The following is a 26,211-nucleotide window of genomic DNA, read 5'->3' as shown; positions in this document are numbered from 1 at the left end:
CCCATCACGAGTCTGAAAGCGTTGTTTAACGTTTTAGACTAAATCAGAAAGCACGATCGAGGTTGTTGAGAAACTTCGATCGTGTTTTTTATATGGGCATTGCTACAATCAAGATGTTGTTGGCAAACTCACCAAAACGTAAGGTGCTATTAACGAAGGTGTTATTTAGGTCGCGAGCCAATGCTCAAGTCGCTGAAAATCGAGAATTTCCGGAGGTTTGACTCCTTCGAGCTAAAGCAGCTTGGCCGAGTTAATTTGCTGGTTGGCGAAAATAACAGTGGTAAGACTTCCGTTTTAGAGGCTCTAATTTTATTGCTATCTCGTTGGGATCTAGAACCGCTAGGACGAATCATGATCGCCCGTGGTGAATTTTTTATCAACTCGAAAGCTCAAACAGAATTAGATCTCTGTCATTTATTTAGAGACCACGATTTAGGGCGATTAAGCATTCGTGGCCAGCATGATTCTTTTCAAGAGCAGTTAACTTTAGCGGTGCGTGAAACCTTCACACCACAAGGCTTTAGTGAATTATTAGGTGATCTAGAGTTAGATATTGAATGGGTCTTACAGCATCAAGAGCAAGATTCTCCAGAACTTCAACACCGTTCTTTAAATCTCTCCCCATCTGGAGGATGGCCCATGCCTTCAGCACAGCGTTCTCGAAAAGAAAAAAAATTGCAATCTCCTCAGGTTTATTTCATTCCTGTGGCTCCGATCGTGATTGAGGAGTTATTCAAGCTTTTTGAAGATATTCAACTGACCCCCCAGGAGAATCTGGTTTACCAAGCACTCCGCACGATCGAACCCCAATGTGAACGCATTGCGGGTAAACCAACGCACAATCGATTTGAAGTCAAGCTTGCTGGTCAAGAACAACCCATTCCCTTGGGCAGTATGGGTGATGGGATGAGCCGTATCCTTCGGTTAGCGTTGGGGATGGCGAATGCTCAAGGAGGGGTTTTGCTGGTTGATGAGATTGATACAGGGCTGCATTTCACAGCTATGGTTGATATGTGGAAGATGATCTGGAAAACGGCACAAAAACTTAATGTGCAAGTGTTTGCGACAACCCACAGCCGAGATTGCTGGGAGAGTCTGGCGGAAATGGCGGAATCGGAAATGGCTGGAGAGAATGAAATCATGATTCACCGCATTGAAAAAGCGAAATCATCTTCAGTAACATTTGATTCTCAGCAAATGGCGATCGCGGTGGAAGAAGGAATTGAGGTTCGTTAGACAATGGCTGATCAACATCCAAAAATACTGTTTGTTGAAGGGAAGCAAGATGTTTTTGTGATTGCTGAACTTGCGGAAGCGAATCAAATTCCTTGGCCATCTCAGAATCCACCTATTCATATTCAAGAGGTCGGGGGATACGATAAATTAATTGATGCAAGGCGGATTGCTACTAGGCTTCAGGCAAGCGGGCTTCGGGCGATGGGGATTGTGGTAGATGCGGATGAAAATCCTGCTGCGCGATGGCAAAGTTTACAGGTGGCCTGCGCGAAAAGTATTGTAGATATGCCAAAAACACTTCCATCCCAAGGATTAATCCATACAACGCAGACAGGTATCCAATTTGGCGTATGGATGATGCCGGATAATCAATTGCGCGGTATGATAGAAACTTTTTTGTCAAATTGTGTAGAGTCTACTGATCCAGTTTGGCAGTATGCCCAATCTGCGGTTACAGAAGCTAAAATCCAGGGCGCTCCTTTTAAAATACTTCAGCAGGATAAGGCGAATATTCATACTTGGCTGGCATGGCAAGATGAGCCAGGTCAGCAGTTACATACTGCACTGCAAAGACGAATTCTGAATCCTCAACACCCTCAAGCCCAGGATTTTGTCGGTTGGTTTAAGACACTCTATGGCTTGTAGAGATGCATGTTGTAATAGTTGATCATTTCGCGTGGGTGAGCGGATTGCAAGTCCTTTCGCTTTTATTTGTTTGAGATCCGTGAGGAAGTGCCGTCGGCGATTAATCAGTTGCATGGTTTGCGCTTTAGTGATCGAATTCGTTGGAGTTCGCCAATACCTGTGCCGGGTTCGGATTAGCAATACGTCAGCATGATGGGGCGAGATCGGGCTATTGACCTAAGGGATTTGCAAAGAAATAATATTCCCTCTTCATTCCCCTACCCTCCTACCCTTTTACTCTCCTACCCCTACCCAATTGGGAGTTTATTTATACGCTGTTCCCTAATCCACTTTTGCCATAACTCTCATTCCATGAAAAAAAGCCCCTTGCGGGGCATCCATCAGAGAAGCAAACTTTCTACAGTGAGATCTCAAGGCTGTATTACTACGCTTTACACATCTGGAGCAGCCAACTTCCAGAGCACCGATCGCCCCCTAACCTCTCACCTGCACAGGCATGACTAAATAAGTCATCTTGAGATTCCCTAAGGGCGACAAAATCACAGGACTAGTGGACGTATTCAACTGCATTTGAACTTCCGTCGTGTTCAATACCTTGAGTCCGTCAATCAAGTATTTCACATTAAACGCTACTTCCAAATCTTCACCCGTCACTTGGGCTGCAATAGTTTCGCGACCACTACCCACATCCTGAGCATCAACAGAAAGCATGACGGATTGTTGATGGCTATCAATATTCAATTTGACAATGTTATTACGCTGATCTGCAATCACTGAAATCCTCTCTAGGCCGCCTAATAACGATCGACGATCGATCGTCATCTGATGACTAAACGATCGAGGAATTAACTGGCGATAATTGGGATATTGCGCTTCCAATAATCGACTTGTGAGACGCTGATCAGCCCATTCAAACACCACTTGACCTTGATCAAACTTCACCGCCACGGTTGCACTGCTGCCCCGCTCCAACATTTTGATCAACTCTTGCAGCGCCTTCGCCGGAATTGTCACATCAATTTTTGGAACATCGTCACCACTGTCCTGCTGATTCATCGTTTGCACCACTGCCAAACGGTGACCATCCGTAGACGCAAATTCCAAACCTTCAGCATGCAAACTCAGGTGCACGCCCGTCAACACCTGTTTCGTTTCATCACTGCTAGCCGCGAACAGAGAACTGCGTAAGCCCTCAATTAACGCTTCTGCAGACAACTGCGCCACTTCCCCATCCTCCACGATCGGCAGCTCCGGAAAGTCATCCGCCGCCATCCCGCGCATTTGGTATTTCCCCGACGCATAGGTCAAGGTTGTCAGAATCCCGGCATCCGGATCCTCCGACGCATCATCCAAAACGATCTCGCCATTTGGCAACCGCGACACAATATCTCCTAATAACTTGGCAGGCAACGTTAATTTGCCACCCACTTCTACCTGCGCCGGAAAACTCGTTTGAATCCCTAGGCTGAGATCAAAGGCCGAGAGACTAACCAACTGCTTTTCTTCATCAGCACTCAACAGAACATTGGCCAACACTGGATGACTAGGACGGGAAGCCACCGCTCGGCTCACCAGCGATAGATGGGTACTCAGTTCACTTTGGGGACAAACCAGTTTCATGGCAGTAGTTTGGATGACAGGTTGCAAGAAGTTAAAAATAGAAAGATTCAGCAGCAGGGGTTCTAGAACATCACTGATCCAGAACATCGCACTAAAAACCATGCTTTAGGATGCTTGGAACCCACCCGCTTAAAATTGACCAGTCAAAATCAACTCGGCTTTAGATTCTAAATCAACTCAGAAAGACTTTACTTTAAAACGTGTCCTTGCAAAGTGGGTGTGGAAAACTCAGATTCTCGATCGTGCCTGATTAAAAACAGGAGGATTTGAGAGTAAATTGCTAAGAATTAAAGCTTTTCCGGATTCTCCCTCAACCACAAATCGACCACTTTTCAATCCTTCACAGATGTTTTCACAGAGTTTCCACAGGGTTTTCCACAGAAGCTTTGCCGTTTTCCACAGTCCGGCTCTAACGATCGCACAAAAATCAGCAATCCCTATTGATACTGCAAATAAGATAACGAAAAATTATGTTCAATTTCCTTGTGTTCACCACAGTCCTATTTACGACTTTGGCTAGCCAGATTAATCCGATCGCTCAGTTGACGTAACGTCTGCGCCAAATCCCGATCGGATCCTTTAAGATTTTCAATTTTCTCGCAACTGTAAAGCACCGTTGTGTGATCCTTACCGCCAAACTCGTCACCAATCTTTGGCAAACTCAAATCTGTATGTTGCCGCATCAAATACATACCAACTTGCCGCGCTGCGCTAATTTCCCGACGGCGGGAATTTCCCTTTAGATCCTCGATCGGTACCTTGAAATGCTCAGAAACCGTTGTGATCACAACTTCAGCGGAAGCTGGGACATTCTGTACAGGCGGATTCAGAACCGGGGTAATATTCTCCACCGTCATGGAGACCCCCGAAATCGTAATATAGGCGACCGCCCGAGTTAGTGCCCCCTCTAGCTCCCGAATATTGGACGTATAGGTCGAAGCGATATACTCAATTACGCTACGGGGCAAGCGCAAATCCTCGTACTCTGCCTTCTTTTGCAAAATCGCCATTCGTGTTTCAAAATCCGGTGGTTGAATATCTGCAATCAACCCCATGGAAAACCGAGAACATAAACGCTCTTGCAATCGGGGAATTTGGTTAGGGGGCCGATCGGAGGCCAGTACCACCTGCTTACCCGCTTCGTGGAGGGAATTGAACGTGTGGAAAAATTCCTCCTGGGTATACTCCTTCCCTTCAATGAATTGAATATCATCCACCAGTAAGACATCTACCTCCCGGTACTGCTCCCGAAAGGCTTGCATATTATCCTTACGAATGGCTGCAATCAAATCATTGGTAAAACGTTCAGTGGACACGTAATGTATCCGGGCTAAGGGATCAATTTCCAGCCGATAATGCCCGATCGCCTGCATTAAATGGGTTTTGCCCAATCCCACCCCCCCACAGAGGAAGAGTGGATTAAATTCCCGTCCAGGGGACTCCGCAACTGCCAAAGAAGCCGCGTGGGCCATTTGATTGCTAGGGCCTACTACAAGCCGGGAAAAGATATATTTAGGATTGAGATCCGATCGGCGGGAATTCGTCGATCTCAGCACTTGAAAGGAATCGGCAGCAGAAGCAATGCTAGGAACTAAGTCTGAGAGCGTTGGGGTAGGACTGGCTGACTCCGTTCCGCCACCCATTAACTCCTCTGAGCCTGCCGGACTGGTAAATTGCACATCGATCGGGCGACCTGCTACTTCCTGAACCACCTGCAAAATAGTCGCCATGTAGTAGCGCATCAGCCAACGACGGGCAAAGGGATGGCGAGTTTGAATGGTTAGGCAGTCGTTCTCAAAACTTTCTGCAACCGTCTTTCCCACCCAGGTATCAAATGTGGTGGGATTCATCTTGAACCGCAGATGTTCGAGAACCTGCGCCCAAAGGCTTTCGGCGTTAGAGTCTACGGTCATGATCCAGGAACAGAAAATACAAAGTATAGACTAATCTACTCTGGTCTTAATGGATCACGAGATCGGATTTAGACAAGTAGAGCGGCTGAAGAGAATTGGAGATTTCAACATCAATAACCAGGGAGGATGTACCGAGCACCCAAATTCCGCCTTAGACTAGAGAAGCAAATTTTCCATTACCCCCTGGCTCTACGTGTCTACTTCTTTGCAACATTTTGGTATCGACCCTGAGAAAGTATTTCCTTTTGCCTTAGACGGGTTTCAACAAGAGGCAATTCGGGCACTAGATGCGGGGGAGTCCGTTGTGGTTTGTGCCCCCACGGGGTCAGGGAAGACACTGATTGGGGAATATGCTATCTACAGAGCCTTGGCGCGGAACCGTCGAGTTTTTTATACCACCCCCCTCAAAGCCCTGTCGAACCAGAAGTTTCGAGACTTTCGTGAAGAATTTGGCCAGGATCAGGTGGGCTTGCTCACAGGGGATATTTCAATCAACCGGGATGCGCCGATCGTCGTTATGACGACGGAGATTTTTCGCAACATGCTCTATGGTACCCCGATCGGTGAAGTGGGAGTTTCTCTAATAGGCGTAGAAGCGGTGGTGCTAGATGAGTGCCACTATATGAATGATAGTCAGCGGGGCACCGTCTGGGAAGAATCAATTATTTACTGTCCAGCAGCAATTCAGATCGTGGCCCTTTCCGCAACCGTGGCCAATAGTGAACAACTCACTGACTGGATCAACCAAATCCACGGAACCACTCGTCGGATATACTCTGACTTTCGTCCGGTTCCGTTGCAATTCTTCTTTGCCAACCCCAATGGTGTGTTTCCACTGCTGGATGACACCGGGAAGCGGCTCAATCCTCGCCTGAGACCCAAGGGAGGACGGCAGCGTCCTCGAGGGGCCAACCAACGGGGGGCCAAACGAGCGGAACCACCTGCTTTAGCCTTTACGATCGGCAAGCTTCGCCACTACGACATGCTGCCAGCGATCTACTTTATCTTCAGTCGCAAAGGCTGCGATCGGGCAGTGGAGGAACTCGGTGATCTAACCCTGGTGACCCCCGAGGAGTCGGCCCGCATCAAAGCTCACTTGGATGAATTGATAGCCCGCGCGCCAGAAGCAGTTCGTGAGAAACAGGTTGCCCCCCTGCTACGGGGCATTGCGGCTCACCATGCTGGCATCTTACCCGCTTGGAAGGTGCTGGTTGAAGAACTGTTTCAGCAGGGTCTGATCAAAGTTGTCTTTGCCACGGAAACCCTAGCGGCGGGGATTAATATGCCTGCTCGAACGACGGTGATCTCTAGCCTGTCCAAGCGCACGGATGCGGGCCATCGGCTTCTGAATGCCTCGGAATTTTTACAAATGGCGGGTCGGGCAGGTCGCCGAGGCATGGATGAAAAGGGCTATGTGGTCACCGTGCAATCTCCCTACGAAGGGGCGCGGGAAGCAGCCTATTTGGCAACTAGTGGGGCCGATCCCCTCGTCAGCCAGTTCACGCCGACCTATGGGATGGTGCTAAATTTGCTGCAAACCCATAGCTTAGAGCAGGCTAAGGAATTGGTGGAGCGCAGTTTTGCCCAGTATCTGGCAACGTTAGTTCTGCGTCCCCAACAGTCGGAAATCGATCGCCTCGAAGCGGATTTGGAATTGCTGCGGGAAACAGTAGCTTCCGTGGATTGGAAACTGTTGAACCAGTATGAAAAGTTGCAAGAACGGCTGCGGGAAGAGCGGCGTTTGCTGAAAACCTTACAGCAACAGGCGGCTCGCGATCGGGCTGAAGAACTGTCCATGACTTTGGCCTATGCCTTGTCAGGGTCGATTCTGACGTTAAAGGGAGAACATCTCAAAATTGGGGCTCCCATGGGGGCCGTGCTGGTCAGTAAAATTCAAGGCTCGGGGCAATTTCCCTATCTGCTGTGCTTAACGGAAACCAATCGTTGGGCCGTGGTCAGCTTGGCGGATGTGGTTACCCTACGGACGGATTTACCGCGCATTGAAGCTGTCGATCGCTTGGCTCCTCCTGATCCGCCTCCGAAGTTAGGCCAGATGCGTAAGGGGGATGAAATCACAGCCAAGATTGCGTCGCAGATTGTTGAACCAGAGGATGAAGAGATTCTGCCGCCAGAGGTCTATGCCCAGTTACAGCGGATGCAGGCGGTGCAAACCCAAAGGGATGAACATCCTGTGCATGAGTGGGGCGATCGCGCTAAGGTGCTTAAGTTTCAACAGCGCATTGAATCGTTGGAAGAGGAACTGCGCGATCGGCGGGAAAAAATGGGTCGCCATGTGCAACGCCACTGGGAAGAATTTTTAAGTTTGATTAGTATTTTGCAACACTTTGGGGCATTAGAAGGTGTCACGCCGACGGTGTTGGGCCAAGCGACCGCTGCCATTCGTGGGGAAAATGAATTGTGGCTTGGACTGGCGGTGATGTCTGGGGAACTCAATGATCTGGATCCCCACCATTTAGCCACTGTATGCGCGGGTTTGGTGACCGATGTGTCTCGCCCCGATAGTTGGGTGCGCTATGGCCTCTCAGAGGCTGTGGCAGAGGCCCTGGGTGCGTTGCGCAGTACCCGACGGCAACTGTTCCAACAACAGCGTCGCCATGGCATCATGCTGCCGGTCTGGCTGGAGGATGATTTGGTAGCCTTGATCGAGCAATGGGCTCTAGGGGCGGAGTGGTCAGACCTGTGTGCCAATACGAGTTTGGATGAAGGGGATGTTGTCAGGATGCTGCGCCGTACCTTGGATCTGCTGTCCCAAATTCCCCATGTGCCCCATGCTTCTTCTTCTTTGGTGGCAAATGCCCTGCGGGCTAAACAGTTGATCGATCGATTCCCCGTTAGTGAAGATCTGGAGTAACCGCTCCATAGCGATAAACTCTTGATTCTTCTGCGATCGAGGAGTCAGCCTCTACAGATCCGTAAAAAACCTGATTGATTACAACGTGGCTTTGCCCATACTAAGAAAAGTTCTTTAAGTCATGCTGTTTTATTGATGTTGTGGCTTTGTTACGGCCCTAATCCATGGCCTACGGAATACTGGGAATGAGGTCAAAGATCAGTTCCTGCGTTGAATTTTGGCAGTGAATTGTAGACTATTCCCAAGTTTTTCCCTATTCGAACGATAAACTGCCTGATAATGAAAGTTCTCGTTCCTCATGTACTGAGTCACTGGAGGATCTTAAAAAGCTAACTCATTTCAATCTTAAGTCTGGACAGTGTGGCCAATGGAGTGGATTCGACTGTCCCTGCGATTATCTAGTTCATAATTGTCCAGTTCATAATCAAGAATGCCTGACTAGGAACGTCTTATAAGTTGCTAAGAAGTCTGAAGATTGTGTTGTCTAAATCGGTTTTATAGGTTTTTTGCTTGCCGTGAATAGCCTGGATCTGGAACGTCCCAAAGTCCTTGTTGTCGATGATCATCCATCAAGCCGGATGGCTGCTGTTTCCCTATTAGCCGTAGAGGGATACGATCTATTGCAGGCGGAGAGTGGCCCTGCGGCCATCAACAAAGTTTTAGAAGAAGATCCCGATCTCATCCTGCTGGATGTGATGATGCCTGGAATGGATGGCTATGAAGTGTGCCGACGGCTGAAAGCGGACGAACATACCCGGCTGATTCCGATCGTCTTTGTTACCGCTTTAGACGATCGACGGGCTCGACTGCGGGGCATCGAAGCTGGAGGCGATGACTTTATCACCAAGCCCTTCGATCAGTTGGAGCTATCAGCGCGTGTTCGTTCTCTAGTACGGCAGCGGCGGCTGAATCAAGATTTAGATCATGCCGAGAAGGTGCTGTTTTCCATCGCTCGAACCGTAGAAAGTCGCGATCCAAATACAGGGGATCATTGTGAGCGTCTGGTGCAACGGGGCAATGCCTTTGGAGAGTTCCTGAAGATGTCGCGATCGGAGATTCGCGATCTGATGTGGGGCGGTTACCTCCACGACATTGGCAAAGTGGGCATTCCTGACGCGATCTTACTGAAACCGGGCAAGTTTACCCCGGAGGAAGTGGAAATTATGAAGCAGCATGTGCTGATTGGAGAGCGCATCTGCCAACCACTACGGACAATGCGAGGCGTTATCCCAATTATTCGACACCACCATGAACGCTGGGATGGTTCTGGCTATCCCGATCGCCTCAAGGGTGGGGAAATCCCCTTTTTGGCTCAGGTTTTCCAGATCATTGATATCTACGATGCTCTGACCAGTGAACGTCCCTACAAACATGCGTTCGCTCCTGAAGAGGCTCTCGGCATTCTCCAGGAAGAAACAGCCAAGGGATGGCGCAATCCCGATTTGGTCAAGTTATTTTCTGAATTTATCCACACCACAGAAATGCAGAAGCCTGCGCGGGATAACTGGATGGGGCGATACGTCAAACGGTCGGCTTTCCACCGTAGCGTCTCTTAGGGAGACAGTCCCGTTGGGATGGATAAAGTAAAGTCTAGCAATTTCCTGCCTTCTGCCCTTCCTTGGGTGCCCCTTGCTCCTCTAGGTGGATTACGGGAAGGTGAATGTACGGGTTACGTCTCAGGAATGCCCACTCAGGAATGCCCACTTTGCGGGATTGAGGTGAGAAAAGACTGGCGCGTAGGAGTGCGTAATGTCCTGACTGTGGTTTAACCAAACCGAGAGATCTGTTGCCGCGCAAGGGATTGGTACCCGTGGGCAATAGGGAATTGCAACTGCCTGTGGAGTCGAGGTGACGGGGGCTCAGGTTACTCAGGTTAGTTGGTTGGTGCTGCAGCAGGAAGTCTTTGGGGTGACTCAAAGAATCTCCGCGCATCATCTTTGATTTGCATGGAGATTATGTCAAACTCCCTTATGGAATTTGGCGGAGTAGAGTTCATGGTCGCGATCGCAATTTTGGCAGCAGGCAAAGGGACAAGAATGAAGTCGGATTTGCCCAAGGTGCTGCATTCGTTGGGAAATCGGTCTTTAGTAGAGCGGGTGCTGGATACGGGGTCTACGTTGCATCCAGAACGCCAAATTGCAATCGTAGGATACCGTAGTGAGTTAGTCCGAGAGGCCCTCAGCCATCGATCGGTGGAGTTTGTGGAACAGACGGAGCAACTGGGAACCGGCCATGCAGTGCAGCAACTGTTGCCTTATCTCACAGATTTCCAAGGGGATTTGTTGGTTCTGAATGGGGATGTGCCTCTGCTGCGACCCGAAACGCTGGAAAACCTGCTGAAAACCCATCGGGAAAACCAAAATGCGGCGACGATTCTGACAGCACAATTGCCCAATCCCAAGGGCTATGGCCGGGTCTTTTGTGATGAGGCAGGCTATCTGACGGCGATTATTGAAGATCGGGACTGCACACCGCAGCAGCGACAAAATAGTCGGGTGAATGCGGGGATTTATTGCTTCCGTTGGCCAGACTTGGCGGCGGTGTTGCCGAATCTGACGCCGGAGAATGATCAAAACGAGTATTACCTGACCGATGCGGTGAATTTCCTTAAACCCGTGATGGTGATGGATGTGCCGGATTATCAGGAGATTTGGGGCATTAACGATCGCCGTCAGTTGGCCGATGCCTATCAGATTTTGCAAACCCGCGTCAAAACCGACTGGCTCATCCGAGGGGTGACGATTGTGGATCCCACTAGTGTGACGATCGACGACACAGTGAACCTGCAACCGAATGTGGTGATCGAACCGCAAACCCATCTGCGGGGCAACACAACCATTGGTGCAGGCTGTCGGATTGGGCCAGGGAGTCTCATCGAAAACAGCACGATCGGCGAAAACACGACGATTCTCTATTCCGTTGTTACAGATAGCACGGTTGCCGCAGGGACTTCCGTTGGCCCCTATGCCCATCTAAGGGCTCAGGCTACGGTGGGTGCAGGCTGCCGAATTGGTAACTTTGTGGAAGTGAAGAATTCCCAAATTGGCGATCGTACCAATGTTTCCCACCTGTCCTACATTGGAGACGCCACCCTGGGCCAGCAGGTGAATGTAGGTGCGGGGACGATTACGGTGAACTACGACGGCAAATTCAAGCACCGCACAGTGATTGGCGATCGTACCCGGATTGGTTCTAACAGTTCCCTTGTGGCTCCTTTGACGATCGGTTCGGATGTTACAACGGCTGCGGGTTCCACAATTGTGGAAGATCTGCCCAACGATTGTCTAGCGATTGCCCGTGCGAAACAGGTGGTGAAGCCCGGTTGGCGACCGAAGTGGCTGCGTCAGGATGCGACTCCGACGGAATAGGTCAACGCTGAGGCGGCGCGTTCTGGTGAGAAACTCGAACGGAAATGGAGCAGGTGCAAGATTACTCAGAGGCTTCCGTGGCTTGGGATTTACGGCGGCGGCAGCGATCGGAGCAATACTTCACCTCATCCCAGCAGTCTGCCCACTTTTTGCGCCAGGTCATGGGGAGGCCACAGACGGCACAAGGTTTGCTAGGAAAGTCGGATTTCTTACGCTGTTTCGCCATGGGGATCAATCGAAATAGACAAAGCAACTAGGGGCAAAAGAGGCAAAAGGGGCAAAGGCCAAGGTAGAAAACAACCGGGATAGAAGCAGCATGACACTTTTAGATTGTATCCGGATTGTTTTGGTGGAACCGGCGGGAGCACGGAATGTAGGGTCGATCGCGCGGGTGATGAAAAATATGGGGCTGCAACAGTTGTGGATCGTCAATCCAGAGTGTGATCCTCAGGGGATAGAAGCTCAACACATGGCGGTTCACGCAAAGGAAATTTTGGCCTCAGCGCGGATCGTGGACAGCTTGCCAGCGGCGTTACAAGGCTGTTACCGATCGATCGCCACCGTGGGTCGGGAGACAACGCGATCGGTGGAACCGTTGAGATCGGTCATTCCTTGGCTCCTCGATCGGGCTGCCACAGGCACTGAAAATCAGCCGGTAGACTATCCCGTTGCGATCGTGTTTGGTCGGGAGGATCACGGCTTGAGCAATGAGGAACTGCAATATGCCCAGCGTCTGGTGACGATTCCGAGCAATCCCGCCTATCCGTCGCTCAATTTAGCCCAGGCGGTTGGGATTGTCTGCTATGAGGTGTTGCAAGCCCAAGGCAACGGGGCGGCGGCGATCGCCCCTAACCCAATTGTGGGGATCCCGCCATCTGGGGAACCGCCTGCTTCGTTCCAGGCATTGGAGGCGTTTTATCAAGGCTTGGAAGCGTTACTGCTGCAAATTGGCTATCTCTACCCTCAAACGGCCTTCAGCCGAATGCAAAAGTTTCGGAGTTTGTTAAATCGATCGCAGCCTTCCACTGCGGAAGTTTCAATGCTGCGGGGGATCCTCCGGCAGGCTCATTGGGCGTTGGGCCATGGGCGATCGACCAAGTCTCAATCAGCCTGTCGAATAGGAGAGGATACAACGGCTGATCCATCAACCGATCGAGGGACGGAGGATGACCCCGTAGGCTCTGATTCATCTCAATTGATTTAAAACTCAAAACTAAGAACCGCAAACTTATGCAAGAATCTATCTCTGATCTGGAGGAGTTTGAGGTAAAATCCCTGGAACTCCAGGTTGCAGGAGTCGTGAGTTGATGAATAATGTGGGTTCTCCGTCGGTGTTTGAGTCGCTGGCATGACGGTTTAGTACGGATAAGGGTATGAAAAAATCGCGTGGGTTATTTCGGTTTACGTTTCTGACTGGGTTCCAAAAACCTCGCGAACAACCTCGTTCCTCCCGAGAGCCTCAACGGCAGCGTTCTGCAACTCGAACTCCTCGGGTAGACTCTCCCCCTTCCCCACAAGCTGGGCTGACCGACGATCGTAATTCTCGGGAACTTTTGGGCCGCCGGAAGCTTCGGGAAATGACGAAATCCTCTACTGCAGCGACTTCAGCAAAATCATTCTCCTTGGACTGGCTCGCTCGGCTCCAAGCTGCTGCAAAGTTGAAAGGGACAAAGAACCCAGCAACGGGGCAACGTTCGACCCGCCCACAGCCGACCCGCCCACAGCCGACTCACGCACAACCTGCTCCCACACGGCCCACCAGCCAGGGAAAATCCAGCGCCAAGGGAGATCCCAAACTGAATCAGCCAACGCTTGTCCCCCTGTCCCCAGAGGGTTCCCGCACCCTCAGAATGGACAAATCTAAATCTAACCGTCCAAGTTCTGTGGTCCCCTTGCGTTCTCCCAAGCGGGCTAAGCCATCTAATCAAATTGTGTCTACCTTTGCAGCCGTGTCTAATCCCCCTGGTTCCAACCACTCCTCCTCTAATCCGGCATCGGGATCATCCCGATCGACCTCTAATCGCCCGACTTTGGAAGAATTGCGCAGTCGTCGTCGCTCGCGGCGGAGCTCGGCGGAGGGCAGATCGGGGGGCGATCGCCAGCGGGTGGACAGAAATTCGATGTTTGCTCCGCCGGAGAATCCGATTCCGCTACCTACGCCGCGATCGCGATCGGGCAAAGCCTTACTGGTGGGTGTGCGGTTGCTGATCCTGGGTGTGGGGTTGGGGGTAATTGTGGGGACGGTGTTCTCGGTTTGGGATCCCACAGCGCATATGGCCGGGGCTAACTCTGGGGAGCAGACGGCCAATCAGCCAGAAAAAACCCAGGAAACACCTGCTTTGCCCTTAGGCCAAGAGGCGGCTACGCTCAAGGCGCAAATTCAATCGGTCTTAGCCCAAAATGAGAAACTCACCGCTGGGGTGATGTTGGCAGATTTGGATACCCAAGCCTATGTGGATATCAATGCATCGGAGACCTTTGCGGCGGCCAGTACGATTAAGTTTCCGGTGTTAGTGGCCTTTTTCCAGGAAGTGGATGCGGGGCGGGCGACGCTGAATGAAATGCTGACGATGACGAAGGAACTGGTGGCGGATGAGGCGGGGGAAATGCAGTTCCAGCCCGTCGGCACAAAGTTTTCGGCGATTAAAACCGTGACCGACATGATGATGATTAGTGACAATACAGCGACGAATCTGATCATCAATCGGGTCGGGGGCGCGGCGGCGTTGAACCAACGGTTTGCCAGTTGGGGCCTGACGAGTACGCAGATCCGTAATTGGTTGCCAGATGTGAAGGGAACGAATACGACGAGCCCGAAGGATATGGCGACGTTGTTTGCGTTGGTGAATGAGGGCAAGCTGGTGTCGATGAAGTCCCGCGATCGCATTTTGGATATCATGCGCAAGAGTCAGGCCCATAGTTTGTTGCCGAAGGGATTGGGCGAGGGGGCGTCGATCGCGCACAAGACGGGGACGATCGGGGAACTGTTGGCGGATGTGGGGTTAATTGATACGGCCAATGGGAATCGCTATGTGGCGGCGGTATTGGTGAAGCGGCCTCGGGATGACGATCGGGCGGAGACGTTGATTCAGCAAATTTCGAAGCTGAGTTATAAAACGTTTAATCAGTCCCAGGCGGCGGTTCCGGCTCCTGAAAATTCAGAGATGCCGGGTTCTCAAGGTTCTCCGGATTCCAATAATCGCCCGAACCAGAATAACCAAAACAACAATATTGGTCGATCGCGGATTGCTCAACCGTAATGGGTCATCGAGATCCGATCGACTGATGACAGAGCCGATCTCGGGAATTCTCCATCCAACATTTGTATAGATCTCCAGAGGGCCAAGCTACAGCCGTAAGGCCAAACGCTAGCTGTGGGGTCAAACGAGAGTTGTAATGGAGTATGCATGAAACGCAAGAACTCTCTGAAAAAGCGATTAATTGTCTGTCTTGCGGCTATTTCGGGGTTGGTGATTCTGAAAGTCTGTGTTTGGGATCCAGAGAATAATCGCTGGCTGATTCGAGATCTCTATTACCGTCCTCCGATCGAAGCAAAGTTGACGATCGCCCCAGATCTAGAGCCTATTTCCACCCACAAACAGCCATTACAACCTGCTTGGGTTCTTGACGCCAGTAAGCTAGATGCAACGCTCGTTGCGGGAATTTTTCAACCCAAATCCGTGGCTGAAATTCGCGATCTGATTGCTGAAGCAACACGACTGGGGCAAAAAATTTCGATGTCGGGTGCCCGCCATACCATGGGAGGACAAATTGCCTTTCCTAACGCGCTACATCTGGATATGCGGCACTTTGATCGGCTACGTTACAACGATCGCGATCGTACCGTTACTGTCCAGAGTGGTGCGACCTGGAAGCAAATTCAGCGAGAACTGGGTCAACACGGTCGCGCAGTGCGGGTCATGCAGGATTCCAACATCTTTACGGTGGGGGGTTCCCTGTCGTCCAATATCCACGGTAAAGATCCTCGCTTTGGTTCTTTGATTGAGAGTGTCGTTTCTTTTAAGTTATTGAATGCAGCAGGTCAGGAAGTGGTTTGCAGTCGCAGCCAGAATTCTGAGCTGTTTCGATCTGCGATCGGTGGGATGGGCTTGTTTGGGGTGATCACAGAAGTCACTTTAAATACGGATGAAAATGCTACCTATCATTACACAGTTGTCCACAAACCTCTCCAGGACATGATTGCATTCATGGAAGCCCAGATTCAGCAGCCAGACTTGGAGATGATTGAAGCCCAGATGGCAATTGACCAGTCCAATTTTTTGCAGGAAGCGCAGATCTACTATTTCAACAAAATTCCAACGGATGCGACCTTGCAGGATGATGTGATGGGGGAAAACAACATCTGGCTACGCAAACTGGTCTATCGGACATCGCGTACCAGTGACTGGGGCAAACAGTTTCGTTGGTTCATGCAAAAGCAAGTTGGCCCGCAGCTTGATCCCCAACGCATTACCCGTAACTCAGCGATGGCAGCCCCGTTTCGCACCCTGGAACTGGAGGATCCGAATACAACGGATGTACTGCAAGAATATTTCATTCCGACGTCTCAGGTGAATGCTTTTTTAACGGAGTACAAAAGGCAGTTGCAGGCGAACAAAATGCAATTGCTGAATGTCACGGTGCGCAAGGTTAAGCAGGATGACGCTGCTCTGGTTTCCTATGCCACAACGGATATGTATGCTTTTGTGTCCTACTACAAAATCAACAAAGATGAATCTGGTCTGGCGCAGATGACCCGCTTCACGCAAAGCCTAATGGACTATCTCAACACGATCGATGCCAAGTTTTATTTGGCTTACCGAGGCTATTACATGCGATCTCAAATCCACCAAATGTATCCCAACCTGGCAACCCTCTTTCAACTCAAGCGCCAGTACGACCCGACTGAAGTGTTTTCCAACAAATGGTACGAGGCTTTTCGGTAGAACTGACTTTTGGGTAGAACTGACCTTTTGGTAGGACTCAATAGTTCATGGGCTATGGCGCTAGTAGGTAATTCTGCTTGGTAGAATGGGATCCTGCTAATTGAACGATCGTTTCTGGAGAACACACCATGGCACAGGCAACTGGGCTGGATATTGCCAGCCTTGAGGCGGAGCTATCCCAACAAAGTCCTCAAAAAATTCTGGAACGCGCCCTTGGGTTGTTTGACAACATTTACATTTCCTTCAGTGGGGCGGAGGATGTTGTCCTGATTGACATGGCCCACAAGATTAAGAAGGATGTCAAGGTTTTTAGCCTGGATACGGGGCGGCTGCATCCTGAGACCTATCAGTTTATCGATCGGGTGCGGAAGCATTACGGAATTACGATCGAAATTATGTGTCCTGACACTGCGAAGTTAGAGGTGTTTGTCCAGGAGAAGGGGCTGTTTAGCTTCTATGAGGATGGCCATAAGGAGTGCTGTGATATCCGCAAGGTGGAGCCGCTGCGCCGCAAGCTGAGCACGGTGGAAGCGTGGATTACGGGGCAGCGGCAGGATCAGAATCCGGCGACGCGGGGCAAGGTGCCTGTGGTGCAGGTGGATAATGGGTTTTCGACGCCGGACAATCAGTTGATTAAGTTCAATCCGTTGTCCTATTGGTCTTCGGCGGATGTGTGGATGTATATCCGCACCTATGATGTGCCGTTTAATCCGCTGCATGAGCGGGGGTTTGTCAGTATTGGTTGTGAGCCTTGCACTCGTCCGGTGCTGCCGAACCAGCATGAGCGGGAAGGCCGCTGGTGGTGGGAAGATGCTGGTAAGAAGGAATGTGGCTTACACGCGATTAACCAGCAGGGTTAAGGATTTGTTGGGTTAAATCAATCTAGGGTTAGGCGGCTAGGTTAGCTGCCTAATCTGGGAGGATAGTTGAAGCGGGATTTGCATTTAGAACACTGGGTAAATGCTGAAGGGTAGTTGCTCTCTAGCGGTCATAAAATCTTCTGAGAATTGCTCTAAGCTCTTCAGTAGAGTATTTCAGGAATGATCTGTGGGAATCAGAACGATCGCATTCTCAACTAAGATTGAAGCGGTGTAACGTTATGGCTGAGTGACAGTCAATAGTTTGATTACAACATCAACTCACTACGCTAGTCTGTGCCAATTGCGGTGTTTTAGCGTTCTACAGCCCTAGCTCTCCTCGTAATGATTTGAGAGAAATGGTTGCTTGTTCTTGAGAGAGTTCTTTTAGAAAAGTCATGAACTCAGGGTTTTTCTTGAGCAACTCTACTTCAACGTCGAAATCATCGATCGGAGCAAGGGCAAACAGAATGCCATCGGAATTTCGTAATACGATCGCTTCGCCTTTTGCTAAAGTGATGACCTCATCTAAGGTGAATTGCTGATTTTGTAATTCAACAATCCTCATAATTGAACCTCCTTGCCACCGATATATGTCGTAAAGGCTATTGGCGCTTGTCAAAGACCTTAGCAACGCAAACGGGAATGACGAATGAGTGGTTGAAGAAACAGGGATTGCTTTCAATTAAGCAACTTGGGAAGAAAGCCCAAGGTTACACTTAAGTCATCAGTGTTGTTTGCGCGGCGACCTGATCCGCCCATTGCGAAACCGCACGATGGATGGTGTGGAAGGGGAGGGTTAAATTCCCTCCTCGCCCCGATTAGCCCGTAGCAGCCATCACCATAATAATGTTATCGGGTATCTTCCGAATTCACTATCTTTCGATATCACAGCCATGCTTTCCGCTACGCTTTGAGCAATGATAAGCCGATCAAACGGATCTTTGTGGTGAAAAGGCATTTTTGCTAGCACATCCAATTGTTCTGGGCGGATCTCAAGCACTTCAATAGCGTTACTGTAGACGTGCTGCGTGACCAAGTTTGTGAACGGTGTCTGAAGGGTCAGCTTATTCATACTGACCTTAATCGCCATCTCCCATAGACTAGCAATGCTCAGAAATCGCTGATTTCCTTCATCCTCAATCAAGTTTCTCGCAGTGTTGCTGAGATTGAGATTACCCTCAATAAACCATAGAAACGTGTGGGTATCCAGCAAAAGCTTCATGGAGCATAATCCTTAAAGTCTTCTAGAGCATCGTCGAAGTCATCGGACATGCTAATTAGACCTTTGGCACTGCCAAATTTAGGACGTGGTTTTGTTGAGTTTATTGAGACAATTTTGAACGCTGATCCATCACTACGTGTAATCACAACTTCTTCACCGCTAGCGACTTCTTCGATGAGTTTAGCAAGTTGAGCTCCAGCTTCTTGAAGGTTAACTTGATGCATGGACTGTCAGCTCCAAATTTCTAAATCTGTACAACTATTCACTTCTCACTCGGCGGCTTCAATCTGCGAAGCATGTACTCATCAAACTTAGGACGCTGCACGGACTCACATCAGACAGTTGAGCCACACTGATGACTTGGGAGAAGCTATCATCGATACCCTCTTCCAGATTTTCCGAGGCTAAAGACAAGGTAAGGGGAGAGCTGAAACTAGTTTAGCATTGCCAGTCAGGTGCGACGATCGGTTAGGCTGGGCTAATCATGAAGTTTTTCTAGATTTTTTGCCTGACAATGACTGCTCACGAATCAGCCTGAAAAGCCGATCGAGCTTTGCATCACACAAATGAGGGAGAAAATACTCGATCGCTCTCAACGACCACCATTTCTGCTTTCGCGGACGGGTTCCTGGGAAAATGAGTCGATCACCTTTGCTAGAACTTCGATCGATCTAGCAGAGGTATCTACAGTTTGCCAGATGAACAAACCTGTAGAGCACCTCAGTTGTAAAACCATTAACGCTGGCGTTCGCGACTCAGTATGCTGATGTATTGCCCGTCCGAATGTAAAATCTTCATCGGCTGACTCCAATGAATCCTGTCTGCAATCCGATGGACATGCAATTGATTAATCGTGTCTTGAATGAATTCTGGATGACCGATTAAGTGGAACTGTAAGCGTTGTTTTTCATGTTGAACTTCACGATCGCTCCGATCGCTAAAACCCTTTGCCATATTGTGAGCTTCTCCTGTTTGTAGTGAATCCCTTCCCCACAGCAAACTTGCTCCCTTCGCCCGCGTGTGGGAGAAGGGCCGGGGATGAGGGCAGTCTTAAGAAGCCCAAAAATTTAGAGCCACCCCGTTTGACATCACAAACAAGAGTGGCTCGATCGAATGTTACAATTCTCAACAAGCCTCCTTGCTGCTGATCCAGCGAGGGGGAATAGCTACTTGGGGTTGTTAGCGCAATCCCGAGTAGTGGCCTAAATTTTTGGAACCCAGCGCCCCATGCTTCATACCGACCCGTTGAAAGAAGGATGTCCATGGCGATCGCTCTGAGAAACACACTACGGACAAACCACAGTGGCTGTCAATCCGTAGCTTAAAATTCCCAAAGTATCATTCAGCACCCGTATTTTTCAGAAACCTTCCGCTAAAAATTAATCGTAATCGACACCGTATCGCTATAGTTGCCCACCGGAACTGAGGTTTGCTGCGCCGGAATTCTGCCATAGACTGGAATCGACGTACTCACATTCTCCCCTGGAGCCACCGGGCCATATTGCGACGTTCCACTGGAACCATCCCCCCAGACCGTCGTTCGCGTCGGATCGAGATAGAAATTGTAATTTAACGAATCTGACCCTTGGCGCATCTGGCGGGTGGCAAAACTGCCACTGTTACCTTGACTGATGTCGATCGTGATCGTCCCAGGAGCCACTTCCGTGCAGCGATAGGTGATACTTCCCGTTGAATCATTAGGCGCACTATTGAACACATCATAGGCTCCAAAATTCACCCCCACCACCGATTCGATCGAGCAACTGGGAACCGCAAAACTTGGCGTTGCCATTCCCATTGTGCTGAGCATTACCCAATAGGACAGCCAACGCACCCTACTCCAGTTTAGCCATTGCAACTTCATGGACGTTTTGCCTCCTGGATTGCCATCGCACAACGCACCTGACCCAACTTAATAAACGACTCCTTGGACTGCGGCACCGTGATCGAAAACTGACAAACGCCCCCCTCATACTCCACCTCTGCCCCATAGGTGCCAGCGGGGACATTCTCTAAATAAAATTCCCCCTGTTTGCCGATCGGCGACACGATCGAACGATCCTGCACCTCAACGGTTATTTGGCCATAGCTGGGAATTTCCGACTTACCTGCCCTGTCGATCTCCAGATTGCCGATAATCGCCTGGGCTTTTTCCACCGCAAACCGTACGATCGCTCCTCCTCGATAGGGCGGTGCAACCACCTGTTCCGTCCCGCCAATTTCATAGTTGGGCGGTATATCCTCTGTGGTAATGCCCAAGCGATTCCCATAGTAGGGCAACAGATTTGGAATCAGCAAACTGCCCTTACGATCGGTTTTTCCAATCACTTGATTGTTCAACAAGCCCTCTATTCCTTGGACTCCAGGAACATCAATCAGTGCAAAGCTTCCCATTAATGGTTGAGAAAATAAAACCTTGCCACCGATCGCCACAATGCTACCAGAAGCACTTAAGCTAGTAGAACGTCGATCATTAAAACGATCATGGGTGAGTTCATAGCGGCCAAAGGGCGCATAGTATTGGAACATCGCTCCAGAACTATTACTGAGATCACCCGTTTGACCCTGTAAGCGATAGCCCAATCCCGTGTAGCTGGCAATGGGTTTCTGGATTTGAGCCGTGGTGGATTGCGTCTCACTAGTACGTTGATGGGAAAGGCTGGCAGTGCGGCCATCCCCCAAGCTGTAATTCAGTCCAACATAGAGCTCGTTACTGGGATTGCTGCCTTGCCGTTGGTTTCGACTGGCCGAGAGGGACAGGTTTATCTGCGAATTCAGCCGCAGGGTACTGCCTAGGGTGACATTGGTTGTGGTGCCTTGATCCCGCCAATGGGCATAGGCATAGCGCCCAAAGAGGCTGATATTTCGACTAACAGAAACACTGGTAAAGGCATTGAAGTCTAACGTGGCCCGATCGTCCGTAGGATTCAAACTCGTCGTCGCATAGAACGGACTCATGGCGCGGGCAGAAAAACCGAAGCCGAACTTCTTGCCAGAGTAGGTATAGGACAGGGCAGCGGCACTCCCAGAGCGACCGTCAGCATGGCTCGCCGCGATCGCCAAGCCCACCTCCCCAAAGGGCAATCGAGTCGCCAGGTTGGCTCCCCCACTCATCAAGCTCGAAGATGCTTCCAACCGCAATCCAGCCGTCAAGGAATTGGTAATCCCGAAGCGATGGCGAGCTAGCAATACAGGTGACCCATAGTCAAAACTTTCAGTGTTGAGATTATTGCGGCGAAATCCCACGTTGTAGCTAAATTCCGATAGCCCAGGGGCCAGCAAGCCTGCGGAGTAATAGTAGGGATAATTGATTTGCTGTTCCCGACCAAAGGCATCCCGCAGGACTAACCGCGCCGCCCCACTGCCTGCCACCACGGGCAAATCCTTAATCCGAAACGGCCCCGGCGGGAGTTGTTCCCGCTTGACTAAGGCGTCGTTGACATAAACATCTACCGTGGACGGGGTCAGTGCCGCGCCGGAGAGTCCCAGAGTGGGCGATCGTAAAAAATAGGGATCTAGGCTAAATTCCCGCCCGTAACTAATTCCCGCAAAAAAAGCTGATCCGCCTAATTCATCCGTATTGGCGAAGTGATCGCCCACAACCCAGCGGGTCATATTGCCGGGATTGTCGATCGTTAAATTCGTCTGGCCGCGTACCAGCTTGCCCTCGCGACCCCGATTGACACTGCTGTAGAAAAGCTGATTGCCAAAACTCAAACCCATTTCGCCGAATAAGTTCAAGCGTTGGAAGTCTTGGGTATTGACTGCATAGTTGATAAATAGACTGGTATCTTTGCTATAAACCAATTTGGCAGGACGACTGCGGCTAGATACATTGACAACTGTGGTGTCTAATTGCGCTGGGGGAACGGTGAGTTTGAGGGTTGTCGTGTTTTCATCCAGTTCATAGCGAATAGCAGGTGCAAGGGAACTCAACCACACGTAGCCTTCACCATTCCGCGTTTCTTGGGATGTTGGTAAGTTATGAATCCCCGCTTGTTGCAGATCCGTTAATCGAATCAATGCATCGCCCGATCGTAGACGAATGGCGATTTCTTGCTTTTTAACTAAGTTAACAACAAGATCAAAAATAGCCCGCTGTTCAGTAGCCTTTTGATTAGCAGTATGTTGATTAGTAATACGTTGATTAGCAATATGTTGTGCAGCCGTGCCTTGCTCAGCCGCACGGACGATCGTTGGAGAAGCAGTAATTAGTGAGGTGATTGCAGTGGTAATTGCAACGGATGCTGCAAGTCGGGGGCTAAAACGAAGAGACCACTCCATGAGTACTTCCTAGGAGTTAAATAACAAGAAATATATTGAGTGAGGGAACAGAATCGACTTTTGCAAACAGGTTGGATCGGAACAGCGTACCTTTTAGGTTTGTGGATGGACTCGTAGGTGAATTAGCGGGAAGTCACAGGGCACAGGCCATTAGGTGTTTTTGTGCTTTGGGTAAAGCTTTGGTTTTTACCATATTGAACTTCGATCGTCACAGATTGAACTTTGGCACAATCCGCCTTTGGGACTTCTAAATCGAAGCTACGCGCACTCTTAGCTAAGATGTACCATCCCGCAGTGGAGCGATCGAACACAGGTTTATCCAATGCCGCGCCATATCCTTTAACACGGACTTGTTGGGCAGTGAAGTGAGTATTTCCAGTATTCTTGACCTGAAAAGCTACATGCCCCTTCTCTGCACTGATTTCTTGAATTTCACCACTAATTTGAGATTGGGTAGGTTGAATAAAAATAGGGATGCTCATTTTGGTGAGCACTTGAACTTGGGGAGTGGTATTCACAGGTTTCGCAGTTTTCAATGGTGGTAATTCTTCCACCAAAATGCGATAAGTTTTTTCTTGCTCAGTGGGAGAAGCGGTTACACCGAGGCGAATCGTGCGGCTTTCTCCCGGAGCTAAACTTAGGATATTTGGGAAAAAAATAATATCTTCCGTTGGCTCAAGTTGAATGGGATTTTGCGTGGTTTGTGACCAGGTAAAAGCACTCACTTGAAACCGTAATGGATTAGAACTCTCGTTCCGAATTGAGAGCATTGTACTAGCTGCGGCTCGATCGGCTTTTGGGGCTAGATAAATTTGAATCGGGCTAACCCCAAAATTACTTGCGAACGCTGGTTTCTCTTGTCCAAGAAACCCTAGCGAAAGCAGTGAAGTGAGTAAAACGGTTGATTTCCAGGAAGATGGTAGACGTAACATAATCACCCATACGTGAGATAAGCAGGGAGAAAGTCCCCTGCTTCAACGGATTTAATTAGAGTTGCATAAACAATACTCGGTTTATTAATCCCAAAGTTAATTGTTTATGCAACATTCTTGCTATCAGTTGTGCTAGTCGATGAAACTAGTTAATAGAACTAGAAGGAGACAGTAGCAACAACCGTGTCAGCATAGTTACCAGTGGTCATAAGATTTTGACCAGCCGCAACACGACCGTAAACGGTCAAATTCTGTGCAGACCCCGTTCCATTTTGGCTGGTACCTGTACCTGCTGTATTGCCCCATACGGTGGAGTAGCCATTGTCGGAATACAGGCTGTAAGCCATCTGGCTAGTGCCATTAGTCATTTGACGAAGGGGGGCAGCATCGCTGGAGCCTGCCGCTGCATTTGCCCCTTGGCCCAAGGTTACTGTGGTAGGAGCTCCATTGGTACAGGTGACGGTTACTGTTCCTGTTGAGTCAAGGGGAGCTGTTGCGTTGGCAACGATGGGATCGTAAGCGCCAAAAGCAATCGGGGCAGTGCTGATGGTGCAGTTTGCGGTAACCGAAGCGGAGGTTCCCAAGTTGGCGGTTGCAGTGCCCGCGGAAGCAGCGGAAGCCCCTGTAATCACGCCCAGAACTAAACCAGAAGCAATAGCGATAGAGCGAATGAAAGACTTAGACATGATGGTAGACTCCTCTGTATTAAGGCTGAGATTGGTGACTTCAAAAATGTTCGATCGGGCTAAGCTGCTAAAAATTGAGAGTGCTCTATTTTGCAGTTAAGACGGCTTGTTCTGAAACTTTAAGCCTCTTGAAAGCAGTTCTAGAAGCTCGCTGAATCATGACTCCGATAGAAACAAGGTTCATCTCGTTTTTTGATTTCGAGCGCTTTCTCTGCTCTAAACTTAGTTAAAACTTTAAAGGTGAAAAAGTTGTGAAATGAAGTGAAAGTCGTTGATTTTTTTGATTTTCGGATTTGCTCAGAATTCACTCAAATCAATTTAGAGATCAGTGATAGACGATCGATTCAATTTGGGTATCTTAGAAATAGGCAGATCAATTGCCCGATCTCTTTTGAGATAAAGAGTTTTAGACTTCCTGTTAATTGAAGTCTATTGTTTGCATTTTTATTGATTCTTTCGTCAAAAAATATGCTTCAAGAAATACTCCTTAAGGTATTTCTTTTTTGTTTTAAATCGATTTAATTGATGTTTCTAAGTGATCTTAATCACATTGAAAAGATACGGTGATTTGAAAGGTCGATTGATATTAAATCAAGTCGATTTTTAGATTCCTTGATTCTCTAGCTGGCTCTTAGTCAGTTCATCTTCGAATTGCATCTCCATTGCGCTCTCCTATGAACTTTCTGGAATGTAATGGAATCGTTTGCGAAGTATGCTCTACCTTTAATTAGCGTGATCTTAGCTCTGCGATTAACTGATCAAGATCACAATAGGGCTAGTGCTTATTCAATGGTTCATAACGGATGGGTGCAGCTAACTGGTGCGGCTTGATGGGTACGGCTTGATGGGTACGGCGTTGTGATTGCGCAAACTCCTTCAATATTCCCCTGCTGAGACCCCAAATGATCAGTAGGATGGAAATAAGAAAACGCCCAGCCTACTCGACCTTGGATGAAAACAGATGGGGATGCAGACGTTCACGCCGTTGACAATAGCTAGATTTCAGCCTTTGACCCAGGCCGTTCCGTCCGCTCCACCCCTGCGGCAGATCCCCTTATCTCGGCAAATCCTTGTCCGCCTGAGTCTATTGACGGTGCTGTCTGCGAGCCTATGGCCTGCCCGCACGATCGCCGCTCCCCTTTCCCTTTCAACCCCTGCATCCCGAGCCAACAGTCCGTCTCAGACTGTCCCACCGAACACGATCGAATTGCACGCTACAGACGAGTTGCCAGAAAACGATTTACCGGAAGAAGTTTTGCGCACTGAAATTATCGTGGATGCCCGATCTCCCATCGACGGTAAACCCCTGACAGCCCAGGAGTATGCTGAACTGCTGGTAGAAATTGACCAAGCCAATCAAGTAGACCCCACAGTTTCCCCCAAGGTGCGCCAAACCGTGGGCTTGCTCAAGCTCCGTAAGTTTCTCAAAACCATTCTGCCCATCCTACCCATCAAATAGCTTCTGGTCTCCCGACCCCCTTGCGGTTCCGACCCACTTGCGCTACTGTCCTGTGCGATCCCCCAGTCATGCACCACTGGCGATAGGCTGGAACCAGCATTCACTCAACGCCAACCGCCATTTTTCTAGCCTTCAGACTTGGAATTCTTTATGTCCAAGCCTGGAATT

21 protein-coding genes are annotated in these 26,211 nt (G+C 49.5%); 10 read left to right on the top strand and 11 right to left on the bottom strand.

What is annotated here, in order from left to right; all coding sequences use genetic code 11:
* Positions 1-180 precede the first annotated feature (180 nt).
* Positions 181-1,236: an AAA family ATPase gene (locus tag ACN4EG_RS04125; RefSeq protein WP_431627929.1), complete on the top strand. Its 1,056-nt coding sequence runs from the start codon at positions 181-183 to the stop codon at positions 1,234-1,236.
* Between the two features lie 3 nt (positions 1,237-1,239).
* The gene (locus ACN4EG_RS04120; protein WP_431627928.1) at positions 1,240-1,881 is read left to right on the top strand and encodes a DUF3226 domain-containing protein; all 642 of its coding nucleotides are present in this window, start codon (positions 1,240-1,242) and stop codon (positions 1,879-1,881) included.
* A gap of 474 nt (positions 1,882-2,355) precedes the next feature.
* On the opposite strand, the gene dnaN is transcribed toward ACN4EG_RS04120, so the two are convergent.
* Both dnaN and dnaA read right to left on the bottom strand, forming a co-directional pair.
* Positions 2,356-3,603, bottom strand: coding sequence for a DNA polymerase III subunit beta (gene dnaN, locus ACN4EG_RS04115; RefSeq protein ID WP_431627927.1), 1,248 nt, complete (start codon positions 3,601-3,603; stop codon positions 2,356-2,358).
* 398 nt (positions 3,604-4,001) lie between these two features.
* Entirely contained in the window at positions 4,002-5,414 is a 1,413-nt protein-coding gene (gene dnaA, locus ACN4EG_RS04110; RefSeq protein WP_431627926.1) for a chromosomal replication initiator protein DnaA, read from the bottom strand.
* Between the two features lie 193 nt (positions 5,415-5,607).
* Here dnaA and ACN4EG_RS04105 point away from each other — a divergent pair, with 193 nt between their 5' ends.
* From ACN4EG_RS04105 to glmU, 3 genes are all read left to right on the top strand, one after another.
* Positions 5,608-8,286, top strand: a complete 2,679-nt coding sequence (locus ACN4EG_RS04105; protein ID WP_431627924.1) for a DEAD/DEAH box helicase — start codon at positions 5,608-5,610, stop codon at positions 8,284-8,286.
* 515 nt (positions 8,287-8,801) lie between these two features.
* Positions 8,802-9,842, top strand: a complete 1,041-nt coding sequence (locus ACN4EG_RS04100; RefSeq protein ID WP_431627923.1) for a response regulator — start codon at positions 8,802-8,804, stop codon at positions 9,840-9,842.
* A 399-nt stretch (positions 9,843-10,241) separates the two neighbouring features.
* On the top strand, positions 10,242-11,654 hold the full coding sequence (gene glmU, locus ACN4EG_RS04095) for a bifunctional UDP-N-acetylglucosamine diphosphorylase/glucosamine-1-phosphate N-acetyltransferase GlmU (protein ID WP_431627922.1): 1,413 nt from the start codon (positions 10,242-10,244) through the stop codon (positions 11,652-11,654).
* 61 nt (positions 11,655-11,715) lie between these two features.
* On the opposite strand, the gene ACN4EG_RS04090 is transcribed toward glmU, so the two are convergent.
* On the bottom strand, positions 11,716-11,880 hold the full coding sequence (locus ACN4EG_RS04090; RefSeq protein WP_431627921.1) for a DUF2256 domain-containing protein: 165 nt from the start codon (positions 11,878-11,880) through the stop codon (positions 11,716-11,718).
* Positions 11,881-11,970: 90 nt separating this feature from the next.
* Here ACN4EG_RS04090 and ACN4EG_RS04085 point away from each other — a divergent pair, with 90 nt between their 5' ends.
* From ACN4EG_RS04085 to ACN4EG_RS04070, 4 genes are all read left to right on the top strand, one after another.
* The gene (locus ACN4EG_RS04085) at positions 11,971-12,858 is read left to right on the top strand and encodes an RNA methyltransferase (RefSeq protein WP_431627920.1); all 888 of its coding nucleotides are present in this window, start codon (positions 11,971-11,973) and stop codon (positions 12,856-12,858) included.
* Positions 12,859-13,027: 169 nt separating this feature from the next.
* Entirely contained in the window at positions 13,028-14,914 is a 1,887-nt protein-coding gene (locus ACN4EG_RS04080) for a serine hydrolase (protein ID WP_431627919.1), read from the top strand.
* Positions 14,915-15,061: 147 nt separating this feature from the next.
* Complete coding sequence (locus tag ACN4EG_RS04075; protein WP_431627918.1) at positions 15,062-16,600, top strand: FAD-binding oxidoreductase; 1,539 nt, start codon at positions 15,062-15,064, stop codon at positions 16,598-16,600.
* A 128-nt stretch (positions 16,601-16,728) separates the two neighbouring features.
* Positions 16,729-17,460, top strand: coding sequence for a phosphoadenylyl-sulfate reductase (locus ACN4EG_RS04070; RefSeq protein ID WP_431627917.1), 732 nt, complete (start codon positions 16,729-16,731; stop codon positions 17,458-17,460).
* 319 nt (positions 17,461-17,779) lie between these two features.
* Here the strand turns inward: ACN4EG_RS04070 and ACN4EG_RS04065 are convergent, their stop codons facing one another.
* The 8 genes from ACN4EG_RS04065 to ACN4EG_RS04030 form a co-directional block, all read right to left on the bottom strand.
* On the bottom strand, positions 17,780-18,025 hold the full coding sequence (locus ACN4EG_RS04065; RefSeq protein ID WP_431627916.1) for a hypothetical protein: 246 nt from the start codon (positions 18,023-18,025) through the stop codon (positions 17,780-17,782).
* Positions 18,026-18,295: 270 nt separating this feature from the next.
* The gene (locus ACN4EG_RS04060; protein ID WP_431627915.1) at positions 18,296-18,682 is read right to left on the bottom strand and encodes a type II toxin-antitoxin system VapC family toxin; all 387 of its coding nucleotides are present in this window, start codon (positions 18,680-18,682) and stop codon (positions 18,296-18,298) included.
* Positions 18,679-18,906 carry a type II toxin-antitoxin system Phd/YefM family antitoxin gene (locus ACN4EG_RS04055; RefSeq protein ID WP_431627914.1) on the bottom strand — a complete coding sequence of 76 codons (228 nt, stop codon included), beginning with the start codon at positions 18,904-18,906 and terminating at the stop codon, positions 18,679-18,681. Before ACN4EG_RS04055 ends, ACN4EG_RS04060 begins: the two co-directional genes overlap by 4 nt.
* Before the next feature lie 511 nt (positions 18,907-19,417).
* Positions 19,418-19,636 (bottom strand): hypothetical protein, encoded by a 219-nt coding sequence (locus tag ACN4EG_RS04050; RefSeq protein ID WP_431627913.1) that lies wholly within the window; start codon positions 19,634-19,636, stop codon positions 19,418-19,420.
* Between the two features lie 418 nt (positions 19,637-20,054).
* Positions 20,055-20,546: a Csu type fimbrial protein gene (locus ACN4EG_RS04045; RefSeq protein WP_431627912.1), complete on the bottom strand. Its 492-nt coding sequence runs from the start codon at positions 20,544-20,546 to the stop codon at positions 20,055-20,057.
* Positions 20,543-22,966: a fimbria/pilus outer membrane usher protein gene (locus ACN4EG_RS04040; protein ID WP_431627911.1), complete on the bottom strand. Its 2,424-nt coding sequence runs from the start codon at positions 22,964-22,966 to the stop codon at positions 20,543-20,545. The genes ACN4EG_RS04045 and ACN4EG_RS04040 overlap by 4 nt, the downstream gene beginning before the upstream one ends.
* Before the next feature lie 122 nt (positions 22,967-23,088).
* Entirely contained in the window at positions 23,089-23,898 is an 810-nt protein-coding gene (locus tag ACN4EG_RS04035; RefSeq protein WP_431627910.1) for a fimbrial biogenesis chaperone, read from the bottom strand.
* 158 nt (positions 23,899-24,056) lie between these two features.
* Complete coding sequence (locus ACN4EG_RS04030) at positions 24,057-24,584, bottom strand: Csu type fimbrial protein (protein ID WP_431627909.1); 528 nt, start codon at positions 24,582-24,584, stop codon at positions 24,057-24,059.
* Positions 24,585-25,545: 961 nt separating this feature from the next.
* Between ACN4EG_RS04030 and ACN4EG_RS04025 the strand changes: the two genes are divergently transcribed.
* Positions 25,546-26,043, top strand: coding sequence for a hypothetical protein (locus ACN4EG_RS04025; RefSeq protein ID WP_431627908.1), 498 nt, complete (start codon positions 25,546-25,548; stop codon positions 26,041-26,043).
* The last annotated feature ends 168 nt before the right edge of the window (positions 26,044-26,211 follow it).

The sequence above is a fragment of the Alkalinema pantanalense CENA528 genome (assembly GCF_050753345.1).
Classification (GTDB): Bacteria; Cyanobacteriota; Cyanobacteriia; order Leptolyngbyales; family Leptolyngbyaceae; genus Alkalinema; species Alkalinema pantanalense.
The sequence above is the reverse complement of the archived record's forward strand: the minus strand, read 5'-3'. Positions and strand labels throughout refer to the sequence as shown.